Origin of the sequence: Streptomyces sp. NPDC051921, assembly GCF_040680975.1 — a bacterium.
In the GTDB taxonomy this organism is placed as follows: Bacteria; Actinomycetota; Actinomycetes; order Streptomycetales; family Streptomycetaceae; genus Streptomyces.
The window spans coordinates 182132-203809 of record NZ_JBFAXU010000015.1 but is presented as its reverse complement, the minus strand read 5'-3'; the positions used below and the strand labels follow the sequence as shown (position 1 = coordinate 203809).

Annotated in this window: 19 protein-coding genes; 6 read left to right on the top strand and 13 right to left on the bottom strand. The window is 72.0% G+C overall.

Going from position 1 to position 21678, the window contains the following annotated elements:
* Nucleotides 1–313: 313 nt before the first annotated feature.
* Together AB0M16_RS21445 and AB0M16_RS21440 are read left to right on the top strand one after the other, a co-directional pair.
* On the top strand, nucleotides 314–1789 hold the full coding sequence (locus AB0M16_RS21445; RefSeq protein ID WP_365345137.1) for an AlkA N-terminal domain-containing protein: 1476 nt from the start codon (nucleotides 314–316) through the stop codon (nucleotides 1787–1789).
* 11 nt (nucleotides 1790–1800) lie between these two features.
* Complete coding sequence (locus AB0M16_RS21440; RefSeq protein ID WP_365345135.1) at nucleotides 1801–2301, top strand: methylated-DNA--[protein]-cysteine S-methyltransferase; 501 nt, start codon at nucleotides 1801–1803, stop codon at nucleotides 2299–2301.
* Here AB0M16_RS21440 and AB0M16_RS21435 read toward each other — a convergent pair.
* A complete protein-coding gene (locus tag AB0M16_RS21435; RefSeq protein ID WP_365345133.1) occupies nucleotides 2298–3014 on the bottom strand; it encodes a Sir2 family NAD-dependent protein deacetylase in 717 nt (238 codons plus the stop codon). The two genes, AB0M16_RS21440 and AB0M16_RS21435, sit on opposite strands and share 4 nt — an antisense overlap.
* 64 nt (nucleotides 3015–3078) lie before the next feature.
* On the opposite strand from AB0M16_RS21435, the gene AB0M16_RS21430 reads away from it, so the two are divergent.
* The gene (locus tag AB0M16_RS21430) at nucleotides 3079–3282 is read left to right on the top strand and encodes a DUF2191 domain-containing protein (RefSeq protein ID WP_365345131.1); all 204 of its coding nucleotides are present in this window, start codon (nucleotides 3079–3081) and stop codon (nucleotides 3280–3282) included.
* A gap of 100 nt (nucleotides 3283–3382) precedes the next feature.
* Here the strand turns inward: AB0M16_RS21430 and AB0M16_RS21425 are convergent, their stop codons facing one another.
* Nucleotides 3383–4456, bottom strand: coding sequence for an ADP-ribosylglycohydrolase family protein (locus AB0M16_RS21425; protein WP_365345129.1), 1074 nt, complete (start codon nucleotides 4454–4456; stop codon nucleotides 3383–3385).
* 539 nt (nucleotides 4457–4995) lie between these two features.
* Here AB0M16_RS21425 and AB0M16_RS21420 point away from each other — a divergent pair.
* Both AB0M16_RS21420 and AB0M16_RS21415 read left to right on the top strand, forming a co-directional pair.
* Nucleotides 4996–6147 carry a glycerate kinase gene (locus AB0M16_RS21420; protein ID WP_365345127.1) on the top strand — a complete coding sequence of 384 codons (1152 nt, stop codon included), beginning with the start codon at nucleotides 4996–4998 and terminating at the stop codon, nucleotides 6145–6147.
* 838 nt (nucleotides 6148–6985) lie between these two features.
* Nucleotides 6986–7495 carry a GNAT family N-acetyltransferase gene (locus tag AB0M16_RS21415; protein WP_365345125.1) on the top strand — a complete coding sequence of 170 codons (510 nt, stop codon included), beginning with the start codon at nucleotides 6986–6988 and terminating at the stop codon, nucleotides 7493–7495.
* Nucleotides 7496–7557: 62 nt separating this feature from the next.
* Here AB0M16_RS21415 and pssA read toward each other — a convergent pair whose 3' ends face one another.
* The 9 genes from pssA to AB0M16_RS21370 all read right to left on the bottom strand — a co-directional run bounded on the left by pssA (nucleotide 7558) and on the right by AB0M16_RS21370 (nucleotide 18517).
* Complete coding sequence (gene pssA / locus AB0M16_RS21410; protein ID WP_365345162.1) at nucleotides 7558–8433, bottom strand: CDP-diacylglycerol--serine O-phosphatidyltransferase; 876 nt, start codon at nucleotides 8431–8433, stop codon at nucleotides 7558–7560.
* Entirely contained in the window at nucleotides 8426–9082 is a 657-nt protein-coding gene (locus AB0M16_RS21405) for a phosphatidylserine decarboxylase (protein ID WP_365345123.1), read from the bottom strand. The genes pssA and AB0M16_RS21405 overlap by 8 nt, the downstream gene beginning before the upstream one ends.
* A gap of 170 nt (nucleotides 9083–9252) precedes the next feature.
* On the bottom strand, nucleotides 9253–10458 hold the full coding sequence (locus AB0M16_RS21400; RefSeq protein ID WP_365345121.1) for an acyl-CoA dehydrogenase family protein: 1206 nt from the start codon (nucleotides 10456–10458) through the stop codon (nucleotides 9253–9255).
* A gap of 2 nt (nucleotides 10459–10460) precedes the next feature.
* Nucleotides 10461–10973, bottom strand: coding sequence for a MaoC family dehydratase (locus AB0M16_RS21395; RefSeq protein WP_128981445.1), 513 nt, complete (start codon nucleotides 10971–10973; stop codon nucleotides 10461–10463).
* A 4-nt stretch (nucleotides 10974–10977) separates the two neighbouring features.
* Nucleotides 10978–11946 (bottom strand): CoA ester lyase, encoded by a 969-nt coding sequence (locus AB0M16_RS21390; RefSeq protein WP_365345119.1) that lies wholly within the window; start codon nucleotides 11944–11946, stop codon nucleotides 10978–10980.
* The gene (locus tag AB0M16_RS21385) at nucleotides 11943–13979 is read right to left on the bottom strand and encodes a protein meaA (RefSeq protein WP_365345117.1); all 2037 of its coding nucleotides are present in this window, start codon (nucleotides 13977–13979) and stop codon (nucleotides 11943–11945) included. Before AB0M16_RS21385 ends, AB0M16_RS21390 begins: the two co-directional genes overlap by 4 nt.
* 14 nt (nucleotides 13980–13993) lie before the next feature.
* On the bottom strand, nucleotides 13994–15331 hold the full coding sequence (gene ccrA, locus AB0M16_RS21380; RefSeq protein WP_365345115.1) for a crotonyl-CoA carboxylase/reductase: 1338 nt from the start codon (nucleotides 15329–15331) through the stop codon (nucleotides 13994–13996).
* A gap of 443 nt (nucleotides 15332–15774) precedes the next feature.
* Nucleotides 15775–16629, bottom strand: coding sequence for a TetR family transcriptional regulator (locus AB0M16_RS21375; RefSeq protein ID WP_365345113.1), 855 nt, complete (start codon nucleotides 16627–16629; stop codon nucleotides 15775–15777).
* 106 nt (nucleotides 16630–16735) lie between these two features.
* The gene (locus AB0M16_RS21370; protein WP_365345111.1) at nucleotides 16736–18517 is read right to left on the bottom strand and encodes a 3-hydroxybutyryl-CoA dehydrogenase; all 1782 of its coding nucleotides are present in this window, start codon (nucleotides 18515–18517) and stop codon (nucleotides 16736–16738) included.
* A gap of 305 nt (nucleotides 18518–18822) precedes the next feature.
* Here AB0M16_RS21370 and AB0M16_RS21365 point away from each other — a divergent pair, with 305 nt between their 5' ends.
* Nucleotides 18823–19419: an adenylosuccinate lyase gene (locus AB0M16_RS21365; RefSeq protein ID WP_365345109.1), complete on the top strand. Its 597-nt coding sequence runs from the start codon at nucleotides 18823–18825 to the stop codon at nucleotides 19417–19419.
* A gap of 77 nt (nucleotides 19420–19496) precedes the next feature.
* Here AB0M16_RS21365 and AB0M16_RS21360 read toward each other — a convergent pair whose 3' ends face one another.
* Nucleotides 19497–19928 (bottom strand): RidA family protein, encoded by a 432-nt coding sequence (locus AB0M16_RS21360; protein ID WP_365345107.1) that lies wholly within the window; start codon nucleotides 19926–19928, stop codon nucleotides 19497–19499.
* Nucleotides 19929–20014: 86 nt separating this feature from the next.
* Nucleotides 20015–21616, bottom strand: coding sequence for an alpha/beta hydrolase (locus AB0M16_RS21355; RefSeq protein ID WP_365345105.1), 1602 nt, complete (start codon nucleotides 21614–21616; stop codon nucleotides 20015–20017).
* Nucleotides 21617–21678: the final 62 nt, after the last annotated feature.

The window sequence follows — 21678 nt, the reverse complement described above, 5'->3', positions numbered from 1 at the left end:
GCATCAGCGTGCTCTTCGCGATGCTCCGCGACGGCACCTTCTACGAACCCAGAACCCCACGCCTCGCTTGACGAAAGACATAGAGGCACCCCCCCGGGACCCGCTGGCCCCGGGACGCGCCGGCCTTCCAAAGGCGCTGGCCCCCGGGCACGCCGGCCCCCTGGACGCGCCGGCCGCCCTCCCTCCGACGCGAAGGCCGCCCCGCTCGTGAGGCCCCGGTCGTCCCCGCCGACGCGCCGGCCGCCCGGCGCCGCCGAACGTTGATGTCGTTTTTTCGCCAGCCCGGCCGTCGCGGAGCGCCGATCCTGGAGACATGCACACCGACACCGAGCGCTGCGTGCGGGCCGTCCAGTCGAAGGACGCCCGCTTCGACGGCGTGTTCTTCACCGCCGTACGCACCACCCGGATCTACTGCCGACCCAGCTGTCCCGCCCGGCCGCCCAAGCCCGAGAACATGGAGTTCCACCCCACGGCGGCCTCCTGCCAGCGCGCCGGCTTCCGCGCCTGCAAGCGCTGCCGGCCCGACACCAGCCCCGGCGCGCCCCAGTGGAACGCGCGGGCCGACGCCGTCGCCCGGGCGGTCCGGCTCATCCAGGACGGGGTCGTCGACCGCGAAGGCGTCCCGGGCCTGGCCGGCCGGCTCGGCTACTCCACCCGGCAGATCGAGCGCCAGCTCCTCGCGGAACTGGGCGCCGGACCGCTGGCCCTCGCGCGCGCCCAGCGGGCGCAGACGGCCCGGGTCCTCATCGAGACCACCCCGCTTCCGATGGCCGAGCTCGCCTTCGCGGCCGGCTTCGCCTCGATCCGCACCTTCAACGACACCGTCCGCGAGGTCTTCGCCCTCACGCCCGGCGAACTGCGCGCCCGTGCCCACGGTCCGCGGGCAGCCGCACCCGCGGCCCCCGGGACGATCACCGTCCGGCTGCCGTTCCGCGCCCCCCTGAACCCCTCCAACCTCTTCGGCCACCTCGCCGCCACCGCCGTCCCCGGCGTGGAGGAGTGGCGGGACGGCGCCTACCGGCGCACCCTGGGCCTCCCCTACGGGCACGGCATCGTCGCCCTCACCCCGCGCCCCGACCACGTGCTGTGCCGGCTCTCGCTGACCGACCCGCGCGACCTCACCCACGCCATCAGCCGCTGCCGCCGGCTGCTCGACCTCGACGCCGACCCCGTCGCCGTCGACGAGCAGCTGCGCACCGACCCGCTGCTCGCGCCGCTCGTCGACGCGGCGCCCGGCCGACGGGTGCCGCGCACCGTGGACGCCGCCGAGTTCGCCGTGCGCGCGGTGCTCGGCCAGCAGGTGTCCACGGCCGCCGCCCGCACCCACGCGGCCCGACTGGTCACCGCGCACGGCGTCCCCGTCGAGGATCCGGAAGGCGGCCTCACCCACCTCTTCCCGACCCCCGGAGCGCTCGCCGGACTCGACCCGGAGCGCCTCGCCCTGCCCCGCAGCCGCCGTGCCACCCTGCTCACCCTGGTCACCGCGCTCGCCGACGGCAGCCTCGCCCTCGGCCCCGAGAGCGACTGGGCCGAGGCCCGCGCCCGGCTGCTCGCGCTGCCCGGCTTCGGCCCCTGGACCACCGAGGTGATCGCCATGCGGGCACTCGGCGACCCCGACGCCTTCCTCCCCGGGGACCTCGGTGTCCGCCGCGCCGCCCAGGGCCTCGGCCTGCCCTCGACCCCCGCCGCGCTCGTGGCCCGCGCAGCGCTGTGGCGGCCCTGGCGGGCCTACGCCGTCCAGTACCTGTGGGCCACCGACTCGCACCCGATCAACCACCTTCCCGCGTAAGGACCTTGCTCATGCCCACCGTGACGCACACGGTCGTGGACAGCCCCTACGACCTGCTGACCCTCGTCGCCGTCGACGGCGTGCTCAGCCGGATGTACATGACCGATCAGCGGCACCGCCCTCCGGAGGAGACCTTCGGCACCCCCGACCCGCGTCCCTTCACGGAGGCCGTGCGGCAGCTCGACGCCTACTTCGCCGGCGAACTCACCCGGTTCGACCTGCCGTTGCACCTGGCGGGCACGGAGTTCCAGCTCCGCGTCTGGGAGCAGCTCCGCCTCATCCCGTACGGCGAGACCCGCACGTACGGCGAACTGGCGGAGGCCCTGGGCAGTCCCGGCGCCTCGCGGGCGGTCGGCCTCGCCAACGGCAAGAACCCGGTCACGATCATCGTCCCCTGCCACCGGGTGATCGGTGCCGGCGGCAGTCTGACCGGCTACGGCGGCGGCCTGGACCGCAAGCAGCGCCTGCTCGCCTTCGAGTCGGGAACGGCGGCCCCCGACGCCCTCTTCTAGCGCAGGCGTTCCAGCAGGGCGGGCAGTGCCGTGCCGATCGGCTCGCGGACGATCTCGTCCGCGACCGGGTCGTACGGGGTGGGCTCGGCGTTCACGATGATCAGCCGGGCCCCGTGCTCCGCCGCGATCCCCGCGAGGGAGGCGGCCGGCTGCACCTGCAGGCTGGTCCCGACCGCGATGAACACCTGGGCGGCCTTCGCGATCGACATCGCCTGTCCCAGCACCTGCGGGTCGAGGTTCTGCCCGAACATCACCGTCGCCGTCTTCAGGATCCCGCCGCACGCGCGGCACGCCGGATCGGCCTCGCCGGCCCGCACCCGCTCCAGGGCCTCGGCGAGCGTGGAGCGGGTGTGACAGGACGTGCACACCACCGACCGCGCGGAGCCGTGCAGTTCGAGCACCTTGCGCTCCGGCACCCCGGCCGCCTGGTGCAGGCCGTCCACGTTCTGCGTGATCACCCGCAGCGCGTGGCCGCTCTTCTCGAACGCGGCGACGGCGTGGTGCGCCGCGTTCGGCTCGGCCGACAGGCCCGGCCCGTCGAGCCGCATCCGCCACGAGCGGCGGCGGATCTCCGGGTCGGCCATGTACGGCCCGTAGGTGACGAGCCGCTCGGCCTCCGGGTCGCGTGTCCACAGCCCGTCGGGACCCCGGTAGTCGGGGATGCCCGAGTCCGTGGAGATGCCTGCGCCGCTGAGAACCGCCACCATGGTCATGCGGCGAGCGTAGGTGGGCCGGAAGGCCTCCCGCGAGCCGATTACCGGGTGCTAGGTTCCCCGCATGGCCAAGGTGAACGTCTCCCTCGACGCCGAACTCGTCGTCGAGGTCATGGTCCTCGCCGGCATCGGCAGCCCCCAGGACGCCGTCGAGGCGGTCGTCCGCGACTACATCGCCCGCGGGCACCGCACCGAGGCCCGCACCGCCGCCCGCGAGGAGCCCCTGCGCAGCGGCGGACCGGTGCCACCGGAACCCGAGCGGGGCTGAGCGGCGACCGCCTGACTCCGTCACCGCGTACGCCTGACGGGCCGTCATCCCTCCCGGCGCGTCGGATCCAAGGTCCGCCACTCCGCCAGCTCGCCAGCCCTCAACCCGTCAGCTCCGCGAGCCGCACCGTCCGCTCCGCCAGCTCGCTGATCCGCACCCGGTCGAAGCCCGCGACCGCGCTGCGGACCCGGTCCTGCAGCGGCTCCGACCACTGGGGCGGGATCGCCGCGGCCCCGCACAGCACCCCGGCGACCGAACCGGCCGTCGCCCCGTTGGAGTCGGTGTCGAGGCCGCCCCGTACGGTGAGCGCGATGGTGCGGGTGAAGTCCCCCTCCCCGTAGAGGAGCCCGGCGGTCAGCACCGCCGCGTTCGGCACCGTGTGGATCCAGCCGAAGGCACCGGTCTCCTTCGCCAGCTCGGCGAGGGTCTCGGACCACTCCACGCCCGCCTCGTGCAGCGCCATCGTGTGCCGTACGGTCCGGGCCAGCCGGCTGCTCGCCGGGATCCGCTCCAGCGCGGTCGACAGGGCCGAGCGCGCGTCGGGTGCGGTGAACGCCGCCGCCACCAGCGCCGCCGCCCACATCGCCCCGTAGACCCCGTTCCCGGTGTGCGACAGGGCCGCGTCCCGGCGCGCCAGCGAGGCGGCCCGGCGCGGGTCGCCCGGCGAGGTCCAGCCGAAGACGTCGGCCCTGATCAGCGCCCCGATCCACTCCTGGTACGGGTTGTCGTAGGTCGCGGTCAGCGGCGGCTTCAGGCCGTTGGCCAGATTGCGGTAGGCCACCCGCTCCGCGGTGAAGGTCTGCAGATAGGGCAGGCGCAACAGCCACTGGTCGCCGACCTGCTCGGTGGTGAACGCGAAACCCCGGGTCTCCAGGAGGTGCAGCCCGAGGATCGAGTAGTCGATGTCGTCGTCCCGGCAGCTCCCGTGGATCCGGCCGCGCACGCACTGCGGCCACTCGGGCCGCAGCTCGAAGCCGTCCGCGCCGACCGCGGGAGGCGGGGGCAGATAGTCCGTCAGCGGCAGGGCGCCGGTCAGCTCCAGGTAGGCGTCGATGCGCTCGGGCGTCCAGTGCTCGCCGCTCTCGACCGGTTTGCCGAGCATGTTCCCGGCGATCCGCCCCGTCCAGCCGCCCAGGATCCGGTCGGCGAGTTCACTGTGCTTGAGCAGGCCCATGCCACCGGTCTACCCAATGCCGGGCCGGGCCGCGCGGCGACGCACCCGCCCGGCTGCGCGCGAGCGTCCCCTCCGTCGTCCACGGCCCTCCGCTGCCTGTCCCGCTCGTCCCCGCCCCGGTCCCGCTCGTCCCCGCCCCGGTCCCGCTCGTCCTCGCCCCGGTCCCGCTCGTCCCCGCCCCAGGCCCGGGACCTCCTCGCCCGGCGCAGCCGGCGGTGCCGCGAAGGCCCCTGCCCGCCGGCCCGCGTCCCCGACCGTCGTCCGCACCGCGTCCCGCACCCGGTGCAGCGCGTGGTGACGCGTTCCTGGCCGGGGTCGCCCAGCCCGCCAGCCCACTTCCGCGACGACCGCCGCCCTTCCGATCCCGATGACCTTCGCGTCGGGCCGAGACCTTTGTCCGGGGATTTGATCGATCAGTTGCGTGCCCGAGCGGCCCCTATGGTGCGGAATATCGCCTTATCAGGGGGTGGCACGCCGTCTGGCCGTCCGGATAGGGTCGGCCCTGGCGCGACTGCCTGTTCGAAAGCAAGGGATGCAAGGTGACGGACGGAGCAGTAACTGAGGTCGCACGCGTGCTCGTCGCGGCCGACAAGTTCAAGGGCTCGCTCACGGCCGTACAGGTCGCGGAGCGGGTCACAGCAGGTCTGCGACGGGTCGTCCCGGAGCTCGACGTGGAGACGCTGCCCGTCGCCGACGGCGGCGACGGCACCGTGGCCGCGGCCGTCGCGGCCGGGTTCGAGCGGCGTGAGGTCACGGTGACCGGTCCGCTCGGCGAGCCCGTCACGGCGGCGTTCGCGCTGCGCGGGACCACCGCGGTGGTGGAGATGGCGGAGGCCTCCGGCCTCCAGCTCCTGCCGACCGGGGTCTTCGCCGCGCTGACCGCCACGACGTACGGCTCCGGCGAGCTGCTGCGCGCGGCTCTCGACGCGGGCGCCACCTCGATCGTCTTCGGCGTCGGCGGCAGCGCCACCACCGACGGCGGCGCCGGCATGCTCGCCGCGCTGGGCGCCCGCTTCCTCGACGCCGACGGCGAGCCGGTCGGCCCCGGCGGCGCGGCCCTCGCGGGGCTCGCCACCGCCGACCTGTCGGGCGTCGATCCGCGGTTCGCCGACGTCGACCTCGTCCTCGCCAGCGACGTGGACAATCCGCTGACCGGCCCCAAGGGCTGCGCGGCCGTGTACGGCCCGCAGAAGGGCGCGAGCCCCGAGGACGTCGAGACCCTCGACGCGGCCCTCGCGCACTACGCGGGCGTCCTGGAGAAGGCGATCGGCCCCAAGGCCACCGAGCTCGCCGCCTCCCCGGGCGCGGGCGGCGCGGGCGGCATCGGCTACGGCGCCCTGCTGATCGGTGCGAGCTTCCGGCCCGGCATCGAGCTGATGCTGGAGGTCCTGGGCTTCGCCCCGGCTCTGGAGCGCGCCACGCTCGTGATCACCGGCGAGGGCTCCCTCGACGAACAGACCCTGCACGGCAAGGCCCCGGCGGGCGTCGCCGCGGCCGCCCGCGCGGCCGGCAAGGACGTCGTCGCGGTCTGCGGCCGGCTGGCCCTCGCCCCGGCGGCGCTGGGCGCCGCCGGGATCCGCCGCGCCTACCCGCTCACCGACCTGGAGCCCGAGCCCGCGAAGTCCATCGCGAACGCCGGCCCGCTCCTGGAGCAGGTGGCGGGGAACATCGCGCGGGACTTCCTGGCGTAGCTCCACCGGCCCCACACCCCCGGGCCGGGGCCCCGCCCCTGCCCGGCCCGTAACGGGGCACCCTTGCGAGAACCGCGCCCCCCACCACCAGGGGCGCCGCGCTCCTGCGGCGCTTCACCCTTCCGGCGGGCAGTCGCCCCACCCGCGGGCGGCGCACCCGCCCGTCGGGCCGCGCCTTCGCCCGTGCGGGCGCTCACCCCCCTGCGCGCGGGCAGTCGCCCCGCCGCGGACGGCGCCCACCCGCCCAAACCGCGCCCACGCTCACGCGTTTTTCGCCCCCTCTGGGCTATTGTCCCGCCGCGGCGGCGCCCATCTGCCCAGGCCCGTGCCTCGCGCGCCCGTGCGGGCGGCCGTCGTCCACCCCGCGTGTGGGTGGTCGTCCCGCCGGGGCGGCACCCATCCGCCCAAACCGCGCCCGTGCTCACGCGTGTTTCGCCCCCTCTGGGCGGTTGTGCCGCTGGGCGGCGCCCACCCGCCCAGGCCCGTGCCTCGCGCGCCCGTGCGGGCGGCCGTCGTCCACCCCCGTGTGGGCAGTCGTCCCGCTGGGGCGGACGGGTGGGCACACGGGACCGCGCCTGGCGGCGCGTCCGCCCCCTGCACCTGCCCGCACCACTACGGCGCCGTGCCCTCGCGGCCGGTGCCACAGCACGGGGCCCAGGCGCGGCAAGACGCGGCCCTCCCGTGGTGCCCACCCGTCGCGTCCCAGCGGGACGGCTGCCCACACCGGGGGGGCGGTGATGCCGGCACCCCGCGCTCCGGGGCTCACGGACCGGCGGGATACGTTGATCGAGAACGGCCGTGGCTCGGCCGCCGCACGGACGAGGGGACACGCGACGCGATGGAGATACGACACCTCACCGCCGAGGAGGTCCGTGAGCGGGCCGCTGACGGACTCGCCGGGCTCCTCGTCGACGCCGTCGACGGCGGGGCCTCCATCGGCTACCTGGCGCCCCTGGACCCGGCGGAGGCAGCCGACTGGTGGACACGGGCCGCGGACGACCGGGAGGTCTGGGCGGCGTACGGCTCCGCGGGCGACGTCCTGGGCGCGGTCACCCTCGTCCGCGACACCAAGGCGAACGGCCGCCACCGCGGCGAGATCGCCAAGCTGGTCGTCCACCGCGCGGCCCGCGGACGCGGCCTCGGGCCCCGCCTCCTCGCCACCGCCGAGGCCCACGCCGCCGCGACCGGCCTCACCCTGCTGGTCCTCGACACGGAGACCGACAGCCCCGCCGAACGCCTCTACCGGGCGGCGGGCTGGACCCGCGCCGGCGTGATCCCGGACTTCGCCGCCGACCCGGAGGGCACCCTGCGCCCCACCACGCTCTACTACAAGCGCGTCGGGCGCTGACCGTACGCGAAAGGGCCCCGGACGCGATCCGCGTCCGGGGCCCTTCCCGCTGTTCCGGCGTCCTACGGCAGCTGCGCCGCCTCCGCCTGTCGCGCCTCCCGGCTCTCGCGCCGGTTGTCGCGGAAGGTGTTCACTCGCCGGGCCGTCGCGAAGAGGGGGATCACGGCGCCCAGCACCACCTGGAGTGCGCAACCGGTCTGGAGCAGGAACGCCCCGCCCGGTGCGTCGAACGCCCACGCCGCGAGCATCGCCATGGCGCCGACGATCCAGCTGAGCATCGCCACCGCGAGGACACCCCGCGGCTTCGGGTACTCGACCCGGCTCACCATCAGCCAGGCCACACCGATGATCGCGAGCAGCGTCGGGATGAACGGCAGCTCCAGAAGGATGATCGACACGACGGTCAGCGCACCGAAGGGGCTCGGCATGCCCTGGAACATGCCGTCCTTCATCGTCACGCAGGAGAACCGCGCGAGTCTCAGCACCACCGCGAGCAGGACCACGATCGCGGCCACGGCCGAGACCTTCTGCTGCGCGTCGTCCGCGACCATGCCGTAGACGAGCACGAAGTAGGCCGGGGCGAGACCGAAGCTGATCAGGTCCGACAGGTTGTCGAGCTCGGCACCCATCGGCGAGCTGCGGAGCTTGCGCGCCACGATGCCGTCGAAGAGATCGAAGATCGCCGCGGCCAGCATCAGGATCACGGCGGTGGCGGCGCTGTTGCGCGCCATGCCGGTCTCGCTGCTTCCGGTGAGGTGCGGGATGAGGATGCCCGTGGTGGTGAAGTACACCGCCATGAAGCCACACGTGGCGTTACCGAGCGTGAGGGCGTCCGCTATGGACAGCCTCAGCGACAGCGGCATCTCCTCGGCGTCCTCGGCGGCGTCCGCCTCGGCCTCGGCCACCCATTCGGCCGCACGTGTGTCGGGATCAATCACGGTCAATGCGAGTCACCCCCGCGGTCGTGGCCTGGCCGACCTCGACGGCGACCTCGACACCCTCCGGGAGGTAGATGTCGACGCGCGAGCCGAAGCGGATCAGACCGATCCGGTCGCCCTGCTCGACCTTCGTCCCCTGCGGGATGTACGGCACGATCCGCCGGGCGACGGCACCCGCGATCTGCACCATCTCGATGTCGCCGAGCTCCGTGTCGAAGTGCCAGACAACGCGCTCGTTGTTCTCGCTCTCCTTGTTGAACGCCGGCACGAAGCCGCCGGGGACGTGCTCCACGGACGTCACCGTGCCGGCCAGCGGCGCGCGGTTGACGTGGACGTTCAGGGGGCTCATGAAGATGGCGACGCGGGTGCGTCCGTCCTTCCACGGCATGATGCTCTGCACCACGCCGTCGGCGGGCGAGATGACCCGGCCCTGAGCGATCTCGCGCTCGGGGTCGCGGAAGAACCACAGCATGCCGGCCGCGAGAGCGGTGACCGGCACGGCGACGGCCGCGGCGCGCTTCGACTTGCGGGCGCGCGCGAGGCTCAGCGCCGCGGTGGCGACGGTCGGCAGAAGCCACGGCGATGCTCCGCGTGCGATGCGTGCGCCCTTGAGGCTGTCGCGGTGTGCAGAGGTTTGGCTGTGGGGCATGGATGACCTTCGTAGCGGATGATGCCGCGCTGGCAACGGGGGGACGGCGGCTTTCCGGCGATGCTATCGGTTGCGAGCCGCAACTGGGCAAGCCAGCAGCTGAGTCGGCGGCCGGAAGACGAACACGGGGTGTGATCTTCTTCGCGGCCGAACCGACTCAAAAGCGACAATCAACCCTGGAACCGGTACTCCTCGAGCAGCCGACGACCAATGATCATTTTCTGGATCTCGGCGGTACCTTCGCCGATGAGCAGCATCGGGGCCTCGCGGTAGAGGCGCTCGATCTCGTACTCCTTGGAGAAGCCGTATCCACCGTGAATGCGGAAGGCATCCTCGACGACCTCCTTGCAGTATTCAGAGGCGAGGTACTTCGCCATGCCTGCTTCGAGGTCGTTTCGTTCCCCGGAGTCCTTTTTGCGTGCTGCGTTGACCATCATGGCATGAGCGGCCTCGACCTTGGTAGCCATTTCGGCCAGCTTGAACTGGATCGCCTGGTGCTGGGCGATCGGCTTTCCGAAAGTGTGACGCTGTTGGGCATACTGGACGCCCAGTTCGAAAGCACGCTGTGCGACGCCGCAACCACGGGCCGCCACGTTCACGCGGCCGACCTCGACGCCGTCCATCATTTGGTAAAACCCTCGGCCGGTGACCCCGCCGAGGACCCGATTGGCCGGAATGCGCAGTCCGTCCATGATGAGTTCGGTCGTGTCGACGCCCTTGTAACCCATCTTGTCGATCTTCCCGGGGATGGTGAGGCCGGGGCGGACCTCTCCGAAGCCGGGCTCCTTCTCGACGAGGAAGGTCGTCATCGACTTGTGGGGGGCGGTCCCCTCGGGGTGTCCTTCGTCACTTCGGACGAGAACCGCGACCAGCGTTGACGTGCCGCCGTTCGTCAGCCACATCTTCTGGCCGTTGAGGACGTACTCGTCGCCGTCCTTGACCGCCTTCGAGGTGATCGCCGACACGTCCGAGCCGAGACCCGGCTCCGACATCGAGAACGCGCCGCGCGTCTCGCCGGCCGCCATGCGCGGCAGGAAGTAGTCCTTCTGCTCCTGCGTGCCGTGCTGCTTCAGCATGTACGCCACGATGAAGTGGGTGTTGATGATGCCGGACACCGACATCCAGCCGCGCGCGATCTCCTCCACGCACAGCGCGTAGGTGAGCAGCGACTCACCCAGGCCCCCGTACTCCTCGGGGATCATCAGACCGAAGACGCCGAGCTCCTTGAGCCCGTCCACGATCTGCTGGGGGTACTCGTCACGGTGCTCCAGCTCCGTGGCGACCGGGATGATCTCCTTGTCGACGAAGTCCCGGACCGTGGCGAGGATCTCCTGCTGGACGTCGGTCAGACCGTGGGTCTGGGCGAGTCGCGCCATGACTACTTCCCCTGTTCCTTCAGCTCCGGGCGGCCGGGCTGCTCGCCGCCGCGCGCGTCGATGTACTCGGCGGTCGGGACCATCACCTTGCGGCGGAAGACGCACACCAGGGTGCCGTCCTGCTTGTAGCCCTTGGTCTCGACGTAGACGATGCCGCGGTCGCTCTTCGACTTCGACGGCGTCTTGTCCAGGACCGTGGTCTCGCCGTAGATGGTGTCGCCGTGGAAGGTCGGCGCCACGTGGCGCAGCGACTCGATCTCCAGGTTGGCGATGGCCTTGCCGGAGACGTCCGGCACGGACATGCCGAGCAGCAGCGAGTAGATGTAGTTGCCGACGACGACGTTCTTCTTGAAGTCCGTCGTGTTCTCCGCGTAATTCACATCCATGTGCAGCGGGTGGTGGTTCATCGTCAGCAGACAGAAGAGGTGGTCGTCGTACTCGGTGACCGTCTTCCCGGGCCAGTGCTTGTAGACGGCGCCGATCTCGAACTCTTCGTAGGTGCGGCCGAACTGCATGGACTCAGGCCTCCGGGATCTCGAACTTGGTGGTGCGCTGCATGCCGGCGGCACGGCCCTTGCCGGAGATGACCAGGGCCATCTTGCGGGAGGCCTCGTCGATCATCTCGTCGCCGAGCATCGCGGAGCCCTTCTTCCCGCCGGCCTCGGACGTGTAGTAGTCGTACGCGTCGAGGATCAGCTCGGCGTGGTCGAAGTCCTCCTGCGAGGGCGAGAAGATCTCGTTCGCCGCGGCGACCTGGTCCGGGTGCAGCACCCACTTGCCGTCGAAGCCCAGGGCGGCGGCGCGCTGCGCGACCGCGCGGTAGCCCTCCTGGTTGCGGATCTGCAGGTAGGGGCCGTCGATCGCCTGGAGGTTGTTGGCGCGTGCGGCCATCAGGATGCTCATCAGGATGTGGTGGTAGGCGTCCGCCGGGTAGCCGGGCGGCTGCTCGCCGACGACCAGGGACTTCATGTTGATGGAGGCCATGAAGTCGGCCGGGCCGAAGATGATCGTCTCCACGCGCTGCGAGGCCTGGGCGATCGCGTTCACGTTGGTGAGGCCCTGGGCGTTCTCGATCTGCGCCTCGATGCCGATCTTGCCGACCTCGAAGCCCATGGTCTTCTCGATCTGGGTGAGCAGCAGGTCGAGCGCGACGATCTGCTCGGCGTTCTGCACCTTCGGCAGCATGATGCAGTCGAGGTTCTGGCCGGCGCCCTCGACGACGGTGACGACGTCACGGTACGTCCAGTGGGTCGTCCAGTCGTTGACGCGGACCACGCGGGTCTTGCCGGTCCAGTCGCCCTCGTTCAGGAACTTGACGATGGTGTGCCGGGCCTCCGGCTTGGCCAGCGGCGCGCACGCGTCCTCCAGGTCCAGGAAGACCTGGTCGGCGGCGAGACCCTGGGCCTTCTCGAGGAAGCGCGGGTTCGAGCCGGGCACCGCGAGGCAGGAGCGGCGGGGGCGCAGCCGGTTCACGGGCGTGCTGGTCATGCGGGGACCTCCGTACTTTCAAGGGGGCTGAGCTGGTTCGCTTTCCGGATCTCGTCGACGATACGGCCGATGATCCCGGTGATGCCGAAGTCCTTCGGGGTGAAGACCGCGGCCACGCCGGCCGCCTTGAGCTCCTCGGCGTCCGCGTTCGGGATGATCCCGCCGACGACCACCGGGATGTCGGCCGCGCCGGCCTCCTTCAGGCGGTCGAGGACGTCCGGCACGAGCTGGGCGTGCGAGCCGGAGAGGATCGACAGGCCGACGGCGTGCACGTCCTCCTCCAGGGCCGCGTCCACGATCTGCTCCGGCGTCAGCCGGATGCCCTGGTAGACCACCTCGAACCCGGCGTCGCGGGCCCGCACGGCGATCTGCTCGGCGCCGTTGGAGTGTCCGTCCAGACCCGGCTTGCCGACCAGGAAGCGCAGCTTGCCCACGCCCATGTCCTGGGCGGTGCGGTCCACCTTGCGGCGCACCTCGGCGAGCGGGGAGCCCTCCTCGGCCGGGACGGCCACGGGAGCGGAGGAGACCCCGGTCGGTGCGCGGTACTCGCCGAAGACCTCGCGCAGCGCCCCGGCCCACTCGCCGGTCGTCACGCCCGCGCGGGCGCACTCCAGGGTGGCTTCCATGAGGTTGCCGGTCCCCTTGGCGGCCTCCTTCAGTCGCTCCAGGGCCTTGCAGGGCCGCGGGTGGTTGAAGGGCGGCTGGTAGCGGGTGTCGCGCCAGGTGCCGAGGGCGGACACGACCCGGGCCTCGACGGCCGGGTCGACCGTCTGGATCGCGGTGTCCAGGTCGGAGGTGAGCGGGTTCGGCTCGGTCGTCTCGAAGATGTTGACGCCGACGATCTTCTCCTCGCCGGACTCGATCCGGGCGCGCCGCTCGGCGTGCGAGGAGACCAGCTGGGCCTTCAGGTAGCCGGACTCGACGGCCGCCATGGCGCCGCCCATCTCCTGGATCCGCTCGATCTCCGCGAGGCACTCGGCGACCAGCGCCTCGACCTTGGCCTCGATGACGTGCGAGCCGGCGAAGATGTCCTCGTACTCCAGGAGGTCCGACTCGTGCGCGAGGACCTGCTGGATGCGGAGCGACCACTGCTGGTCCCAGGGGCGCGGCAGGCCGAGCGCCTCGTTCCAGGCCGGGAGCTGGACGGCGCGCGCGCGTGCGTCCTTCGACAGCGTCACGGCCAGCATCTCCAGGACGATCCGCTGGACGTTGTTCTCCGGCTGGGCCTCGGTCAGACCGAGCGAGTTGACCTGCACGCCGTACCGGAAGCGGCGCTGCTTGGCGTTCTCGATGCCGTAGCGCTCGTGGGTGATGGTGTCCCAGATGCGGCCGAAGGCGCGCATCTTGCACATCTCCTCGACGAAGCGGACGCCGGCGTTCACGAAGAACGAGATCCGGGCGACGACCTCGCCGAACCGCTCCTCCGGGACCTGACCCGAGTCGCGGACGGCATCGAGGACCGCGATCGCGGTGGACATCGCGTACGCGATCTCCTGGACCGGAGTGGCCCCCGCCTCCTGCAGGTGGTAGCTGCAGATGTTGATCGGGTTCCACTTCGGGATGTGGTTGACCGTGTACGCGATCATGTCCGTCGTGAGGCGGAGCGAGGGGCCGGGCGGGAAGACGTGCGTCCCGCGCGACAGGTACTCCTTCACGATGTCGTTCTGGGTGGTGCCCTGGAGCTGGGTGATGTCCGCGCCCTGCTCCTCGGCGACCACCTGGTAGAGCGCCAGCAGCCACATGGCGGTGGCGTTGATGGTCATCGAGGTGTTCATCTGCTCCAGGGGGATGTCCTGGAACAGCCGCCGCATGTCACCGAGGTGAGAGACGGGCACCCCGACCCGGCCGACCTCGCCGCGGGCGAGGATGTGGTCGGGGTCGTAGCCGGTCTGCGTGGGCAGGTCGAACGCGACCGAGAGGCCGGTCTGGCCCTTGGCGAGGTTCCGCCGGTAGAGCTCGTTCGACGCCTCGGCGGTCGAGTGACCGGCATACGTCCGCATGAGCCACGGCCGGTCCTTCTGACGCTCTGTCATCTGTGGTCCCGGGGTCAGATGTTACGGAAGCGGTTGATGGCGTCGATGTGCTTGGCGCGCATCTCCGGGTTGCGGACCCCGAGGCCCTCCTCCGGGGCGAGGGCGAGCACGCCGACCTTGCCCTGGTGCAGGTTGCGGTGCACGTCGTACGCGGCCTGGCCGGTCTCCTCCAGGGAGTAGACCTTGGAGAGGGTCGGGTGGATCTTGCCCTTGGCGATCAGGCGGTTGGCCTCCCACGCCTCGCGGTAGTTGGCGAAGTGCGAGCCGATGATGCGCTTCAGGGACATCCACAGGTAGCGGTTGTCGTACTGGTGCATGTAGCCCGAGGTCGAGGCGCAGGTGGTGATGGTGCCGCCCTTGCGGGTGACGTAGACCGAGGCGCCGAAGGTCTCGCGGCCCGGGTGCTCGAAGACGATGTCGATGTCCTCGCCGCCGGTCAGCTCGCGGATCTTGGAGCCGAAGCGCTTCCACTCCCGCGGGTCCTGGGTGTTCTCGTCCTTCCAGAACTTGTAGCCCTCGGCGTTGCGGTCGATGACCGCCTCGGCGCCCATGGACCGGCAGATGTCGGCCTTCTCGGGGGAGGAGACGACGCAGATCGGGTTGGCGCCGCCGGCCAGCGCGAACTGGGTGGCGTAGGAGCCGAGGCCGCCGCTGGCGCCCCAGATGAGGACGTTGTCGCCCTGCTTCATGCCGGCGCCGTTGCGGGAGACCAGCTGGCGGTACGCGGTGGAGTTGACCAGGCCGGGGGAGGCGGCCTCCTCCCAGGTCAGGTGGTCGGGCTTCGGCATCAGCTGGTTGGACTTGACCAGGGCGATCTCGGCGAGGCCGCCGAAGTTGGTCTCGAAGCCCCAGATGCGCTGCTCGGGGTCGAGCATCGTGTCGTTGTGGCCGTCCGAGGACTCCAGCTCGACGCTCAGGCAGTGCGCGACGACCTCGTCGCCGGGCTTCCAGGAGTTGACGCCCGGGCCGGTGCGCAGGACCACGCCCGCGAGGTCGGAGCCGATGATGTGGTACGGCAGGTCGTGGCGCTTGGTGAGCTCGGACAGGCGTCCGTAGCGCTCCAGGAAGCCGAAGGTCGACACGGGCTCGAAGATCGAGGTCCAGACCGAGTTGTAGTTCACGGAGGAGGCCATGACGGCGACCAGCGCCTCGCCCGGGCCGAGCTCGGGGAGCGCGACATCGTCCAGGTGGAGCGACTTGCGCGGGTCCTTGTCGCGGCTCTCGACCCCGGCGAACATCTCGGCCTCGTCCTTGTGGACGGTCACGGCGCGGTACGACTCGGGGAGCTTGATGTTGGCGAAGTCGGCCGAGGTGGAGTCGGGCGACTGGATCGCGTCCAGGATGTCCTTCACGGGATGCCTCCGGCGGTGCGGCGCCCACGGGGGGCGCGCTGAGGGTTACGTCGGGGTGTGCTGCTGTGGAGGTGTGCCGTCGGTTCGGCGCGGGTGGTGCTGTGGCGGCGCCGTGTGGGGCGCGCAAGGTTGCCTGTGACGCAGGCGTCCGGGCGCACGCGGGGGATCGCTTGTGGGGACAGCCGGCGAGCGAGGTGATCTCTGCGCGCCGGCCGCCCGGACAACATCAACGTATGGCACGCCGTGTCACCTGACAAGGCACTGCGTGCCAACAATTTCACTCAGATGCAATCCGGTGGTCACGGATGAGCGATGATCGATCGAAAATGCCCCTGAACTGGGCGGATGTGCCATCGGCGGCGCACCGGCAGGGCCGGAGAACGACGAGGGCCGCCCCCGGAAAACGGGGGCGGCCCTCTCGTGGAGTGTTCTGCGCGGGTGTCTCAGCCCTTCTGCAGCGCCTGCTGGATGGTCCGCATGACCTCGTCCAGCGGAGCATCCGTCCGGGCGACGGCGACCACCACGTCGCCCGTCAGGGAGGCGGTGGCGGCGGCCGCCGGGGCATCCGGTTCCGCGGCGGTGACGGGAGCGCCGGGCACGGCCGGCCGGGCGCCTATGCCCGTGCCGAAGGTCTCCCGCACGATCGCGAAGGCGTGGTCCAGCTGGGCCTCCACGTCGCCGTGGCCGCCCGCGCGCAGCCAGCGGCGCAGCACGTGGTTGTGGGCGGTGACGACCGCGGAGGCGGCCACCTCGGCCAGCAGCGGGTCGTCGTTGCCGTCGTGGTGGTCGCGCTCGTCGAAGTGACCGAGCAGATAGCGGGTGAAGAGGCGCTCGTAGCGTGCCACCGAGGCGATCTCGCGCTCCCGCAGCGTCGGCACCTCGCGGGTCAGCCGGTACCGCTCGACCGACACCGCGGGAGAGCCCGCGTACATCTTCATGACTTCCTTGATGCCCCGGCACACCGTGTCGAGCGGGTGCTCGTGCGGCGGGGCGGCGTTCAGGACCGCCTCCGCGCGCACCAGCGTGTCGTCGTGGTCGGGGAAGATCGCCTCTTCCTTGGAGCGGAAGTGCCGGAAGAAGGTCCGGCGGGCCACCCCGGCCGCCGCCGCGATCTCGTCGACCGTCGTGGCCTCGTACCCCTTGGTGGCGAAGAGCTCCATGGCCGCGGCGGCCAGCTCCCGGCGCATTTTCAGCCGCTGGGCGGCGGCGCGGGTCCCCGCCGCGCTCTCCGGGGAGTCGGGCGTGGACGTGGCACGGGGTGTCTTCGCGGCCTTGGACATGTCCCGAACGTACTGCATCGGAGCGGGAGTGTGCCCAGGTGGGGGAGGGGAGCCCGGCCCGGCACCGACGGTGCCCGACGGGCTGAGCAGCCCTCCCCACCCCCCGTACGGCTCGCCGTGGGCCTCAGCGACGGGCATATTCGCGGAAGCCGCGCCCCGTCTTGCGGCCCAGGCAGCCCGCGGCCACCAGGTGCTCCAGGAGCGGCGCCGGGGCGAGGCCCGGGTCGCGGAACTCGCGGTGCAGCACCTTCTCGATGGCCAGCGAGACGTCCAGGCCGACCACGTCCAGGAGCTCGAACGGCCCCATCGGGTAGCCACCGCCCAGCTTCATCGCGGCGTCGATGTCGTCCAGCGTGGCGTAGTGCTCCTGGACCATCTTGATCGCGTTGTTCAGGTACGGGAAGAGCAGCGCGTTGACGATGAAGCCGGCCCGGTCGCCGCAGTCCACGCCGTGCTTCTTGATCTTCGCCGTGACCTCGCGGACGGTCGCGTGGACGTCGTCGGCGGTCAGGACCGTACGGACGATCTCCACCAGCTTCATCGCGGGCGCCGGGTTGAAGAAGTGCATCCCGATGACGTCCTGCGGGCGCGAGGTGGCCTTGGCGCAGGCGACGACGGGCAGCGAGGAGGTCGTGGTGGCGAGCACCGCGCCCGGCTTGCAGATCTTGTCCAGGCGGGCGAACAGGTCCTGCTTGATCCCCAGGTCCTCGGCGACCGCCTCGACCGCCAGGTCGACCTCGGCGAAGGCGTCCAGCGAGCCGGCCGGGACGATCCGGGCCAGCGTCTCGTCGCGCGCCTCGGCGGTCATCCGGCCCTTGTCCACGGAACGGCCCAGGGACTTGGCGATGCGGGCCTTGGCGGTGTCGGCCTTCTCCTGCGAGCGGGCGGCGAGGACGACCTCGTAACCGGCCTTCGCGAAGACCTCCGCGATGCCGGAGGCCATGGTGCCCGAGCCGGCGACGCCGACCGAGCGGACCTCGCGGCTCTCGCCGGCGGCGGCGGCCTCCAGCGGGGTGAGCGCGTCGCGGACGACGGTGCCGGAGCCCGGGGTCTCGTACGTGTAGAAGCCGCGGCCCGACTTGCGGCCGGTCAGGCCCGCCTCGCTGAGCTGCTTGAGGATCGGCGCCGGGGCGTGCAGCCGGTCCTGCGAGGAGGCGTACATGGCGTCCAGGACCGTACGGGCGGTGTCGATGCCGACCAGGTCGAGCAGCGCCAGCGGGCCCATCGGCAGGCCGCAGCCGAGCCGCATCGCGGCGTCGATGTCCTCGCGGGAGGCGTACTTGGCCTCGTACATGGCGGCGGCCTGGTTGAGGTAGCCGAAGAGCAGCCCGTCGGCGACGAAGCCGGGGCGGTCGCCGACCGCGACGGGCTCCTTGCCCAGCTCCTGCGCGAGCCGGGTCACGGCGTCCACGGCCTGCGGGGCGGTCAGAACCGAGGAGACGACCTCGACCAGCTTCATGGCCTGGACCGGCGTGAAGAAGTGCAGGCCGAGCACGCGCTCGGGGTGGGCCGAGTCGGCGGCGAGCCGCGTGACCGAGAGCGCGTTGGTGCCGGTGGCGAGGACCGTGTCGGGCCGGACGATGTCGTCCAGGGCCCGGAAGACCTCCTGCTTGGTCTCGTACGACTCGGGCACGACCTCGATCACGAGGTCGGCGTCGGCGGCCGCCTGGAGGTCGGAGAAGGTGCGGAAGCGGGCGAGGACGTCCTGCCGCTCCTCCTCGGTGATGCGCTCACGGGCCACCGCGCGGGCGGTGGAGGCCTCCAGGGCGGCGACGGCCTTGGCGGCCGCGGTCTCGCTGATGTCGATGCCGATGACCTCGCGGCCGGCCCGGGCGAGCACATCGGCGATACCGGTGCCCATGGTGCCGAGACCGACGACGGCGATGGTGGAGAGAGGGGTGTCCATCAGGGGACTCCTGGGAGAAGAGTGACGACTGAAGGCAGTGCGCGAAAGAAGAGGGATCGCGGTGGGCCCAGAGGGTGGGTGAAGAGGCGACGGACCCTGTCCCGGAGTCACGCCGAAAACTGCCGAACCGAACGAACTTCCCCACACCATCGGTATGGGGTGGCCCCAAGACGGCTGCGTCACCAGGCCGTCGGGGGAAGTGCGGGGGGTGACCCGCTCACCTGAGATTAACTGCCCGGTAACGAGCGCGCCAGTCCCGGGAAGTTGGGAACAATGTGATCTGGGTCGCGGATAGTCTGCGGAATATGAATTTCGCTGCGGATCCCGAATTCTGCTCGATGATCGATCGTTTGCGAGAAGAGATCGAGAATGACCGCGGAGAGGTTCCCGCGGCATTCGAAGAACTCGCCGGGCCACTCGGAGCGGAGGAACTCCACCACGCCCTCACCGCCCCCGGACAGCCGCTGTGGGCCCGGGAGATCGCCGCGTTCCGGCTCGGCCTCGCCGGCGACCCGCGCGCCTTCGAGGCCCTCGTCCTCCTCCTCAACCACCGCGACCCCGAGCGCTGCGTCTCCGCCGCCCACGCGCTCACCCGGCTCGGCGACCCCCGCACCGCCCGCGCCGCCGCCGCGCTCGCCACCAACGAACTCCGCGTCGCCTACGCCCTGCTGCCGGTCAGGCTGCTCGCCGCCCTGCGCGCCCCCGAGAGCGTCCCCGCCCTCGTCGCGGTCCTCCGGCGCCGCCTCGCGCCCGCCGACCCGCACTGGCGTGTCGGCCTCGCCTGCGTCGAGGGCCTCGGCGCGCTCGGCGACCCGGGCGCCCGCGAGGTCCTGGAGGCGGCCCTGCCGCACCCGAGGTTCGGGGGACCGGCGCGCGAGGCGTTGGGACGGCTCGGCCCGTGAAACCGCGCCTGCCCGAAACCGGCCGCCCCCCACCGGCACGCCGGGCACCCCCTGGGTGTCCCTGGGCTCCCGGCGGATCAGGCCCGGCCGGTCTCCCGGTTCTCGGAGTCCTCGGGTATCAGCGCGAACGCCTCTATCTCGATGACGAGTTCGGGCCGGACGAGGGCGGTCACCTGGACCGCCGAACTGGCCGGCAGCGGGAGCGCGCCGAAGGCCGCGTCGCGGGCGGCGCGGATCGCGGGCAGGTGCGCCATGTCCGTCACGAAGTACGTCAGCTTCACGACGTCCGCGAAGTCCGCGCCGGCGGCGGCCAGGCAGCGGCCGAGGTTCGTGAACACCTGGTGGGCCTGGGCGGCCGCGTCGCCGGCGCCGACGACCGCGCCCTCGGCGTCGAGGGCGATCTGCCCGGACACGGCCACGAACCGGCCGGTGCCCCACACGACATGGCTGTACTGCGGGCTGGGCGCGAGGCCCTCCGGGGCGGACACATGGGTCAGGTGCGTGCTCATGGCTCACATCCTGGCGCACACCACTGACACTCCGGTCCGCCCCCGGGCAACCTGTGGACAACTCCCGGCCCACCCGGTCGGGCGGCTCAGCGCACCTGGCCGAGCATCCCGTGCAGCGTGGCGCCGGCGTCCCGGGCGCTGCCGCGGGTCGCCGTGGCCTTGGCGGGTGTCGGCTCCGGCAGCGTCTCGCAGACCGCGTCCGCCTCCGCGCCCCCGGCTCCGCGCGGGACCGTGCCGGTGGAGAGGTAGCCGACGAGGTGGTCGTCCATGCAGTCATTGCCCGCCAGCGTCACGCCGTGGTTGCCGCCGCCCTCCTCGACGACCAGGCTGGAGCCGCCCACCATCCGGTGCAGGGCGATCCCGCCCTCGAACGGGGTGGCCGCGTCCTCGGTGGCCTGGAGGATCAGCACCGGCGGCAGGTCGTCGTTGGTGACGTCCGGCGGAGTCAGCGAGTCGACCGGCCAGAACGCGCACGGCGCGTTGTACCAGGCGTTGTTCCAGGTCGAGAACGGCGCCTTGGCGTGCACGTCCCAGTTGTCCGCGTGCCAGACGTTCCAGTCCCGCGGCCAGGCCGCGTCCCGGCACTGGACGCTGGTGTAGACCGAGTAGCCGTTCTCGGCCGAGGAGTCCGCGGCGCCGAAGGCCTCGTACGCCTTCACCAGCGGAGCCGCGTCCTTGTCGTTGACGTACGCGGCGAACGCGGTCGCCAGTCGCGGCCAGTAGCCGTTGTAGTAGCCGCCCGGCAGGAAGGTGTCCTCCAGCTCGCCGGGGCCGACCTTGCCGCCGGCGGGCGTCGCCCGCAGCGCCTCGCGCATCCGGTACCAGGCGGCCTCGACGGCCGCCGGGTCCGTGCCGAGCCGGTAGGCGGCGTCGTTGCGCGCCACCCAGGCGGTGAAGTCCTTCTGCCGGGCGTCGAAGGCGTAGTCCTGCGCGATGTTGTCCTCGTACCAGACGCCGTGCGGGTTGACGACGGAGTCCAGCGCCATGCGGCGCACCCGCTCGGGGTAGAGCCGCGCGTACACCGCGCCGAGGTAGGTGCCGTACGAGTAGCCGAGATAGTTGATCTTCGGCGCGCCGAGCGCCGCGCGGATGGCGTCCAGGTCCCGGGCGGTGGAGACGGTGTCGATGTGCGGCAGGACGTCGGCGTACTTCTCGCCGCAGGCCCTGGCGAAGACCTCGGCGCGCTCGACACCGATCCGTTCGCTCTCGGCGTCGGTCGGCACGGAATCCGGGCGCACGGGGGCGAAGTGGCCCGGGCGGCAGTTCAGGGCGGGCTCGCTCTTGCCGACGCCGCGGGGGTCGAAGCCGATGACGTCGTACTGCGCGGCCACCTTCGCGGGCAGCGAGGCCGCGACGTAGCCGGCCATCCCGCGTCCGCTGCCCCCGGGGCCGCCGGGGTTGACCAACAGCGGGCCCTGGTAGGCCTTCGCCGTGTGCGGGACCCGGGTCAGGGCCAGGCTGATCGTCCGGCCGGCCGGGTCGTCGTGGTCGAGCGGCACCTTCAGGGTGGCGCACTGGAGCTTCGGGTAGGCCTTGGTGGCGCAGTCGGTCCAGGCGAGCCGGGCGACGGGGCGGGGTGTCGGTGCGGGGCCGTTCGCGGCCGAGGCGGACGGGGTGGCGGGCAGGACGGTGACCGTCCCGGCGGCCAGCGCCCCAGCGGCGATCAGCACTCCTGCGCGTGTTCTCATACGGCGTCCGTGCCCGGATCCGGGCGCGGTGGGACCGTTCCGGCCGAGAGTTGACCCGATCA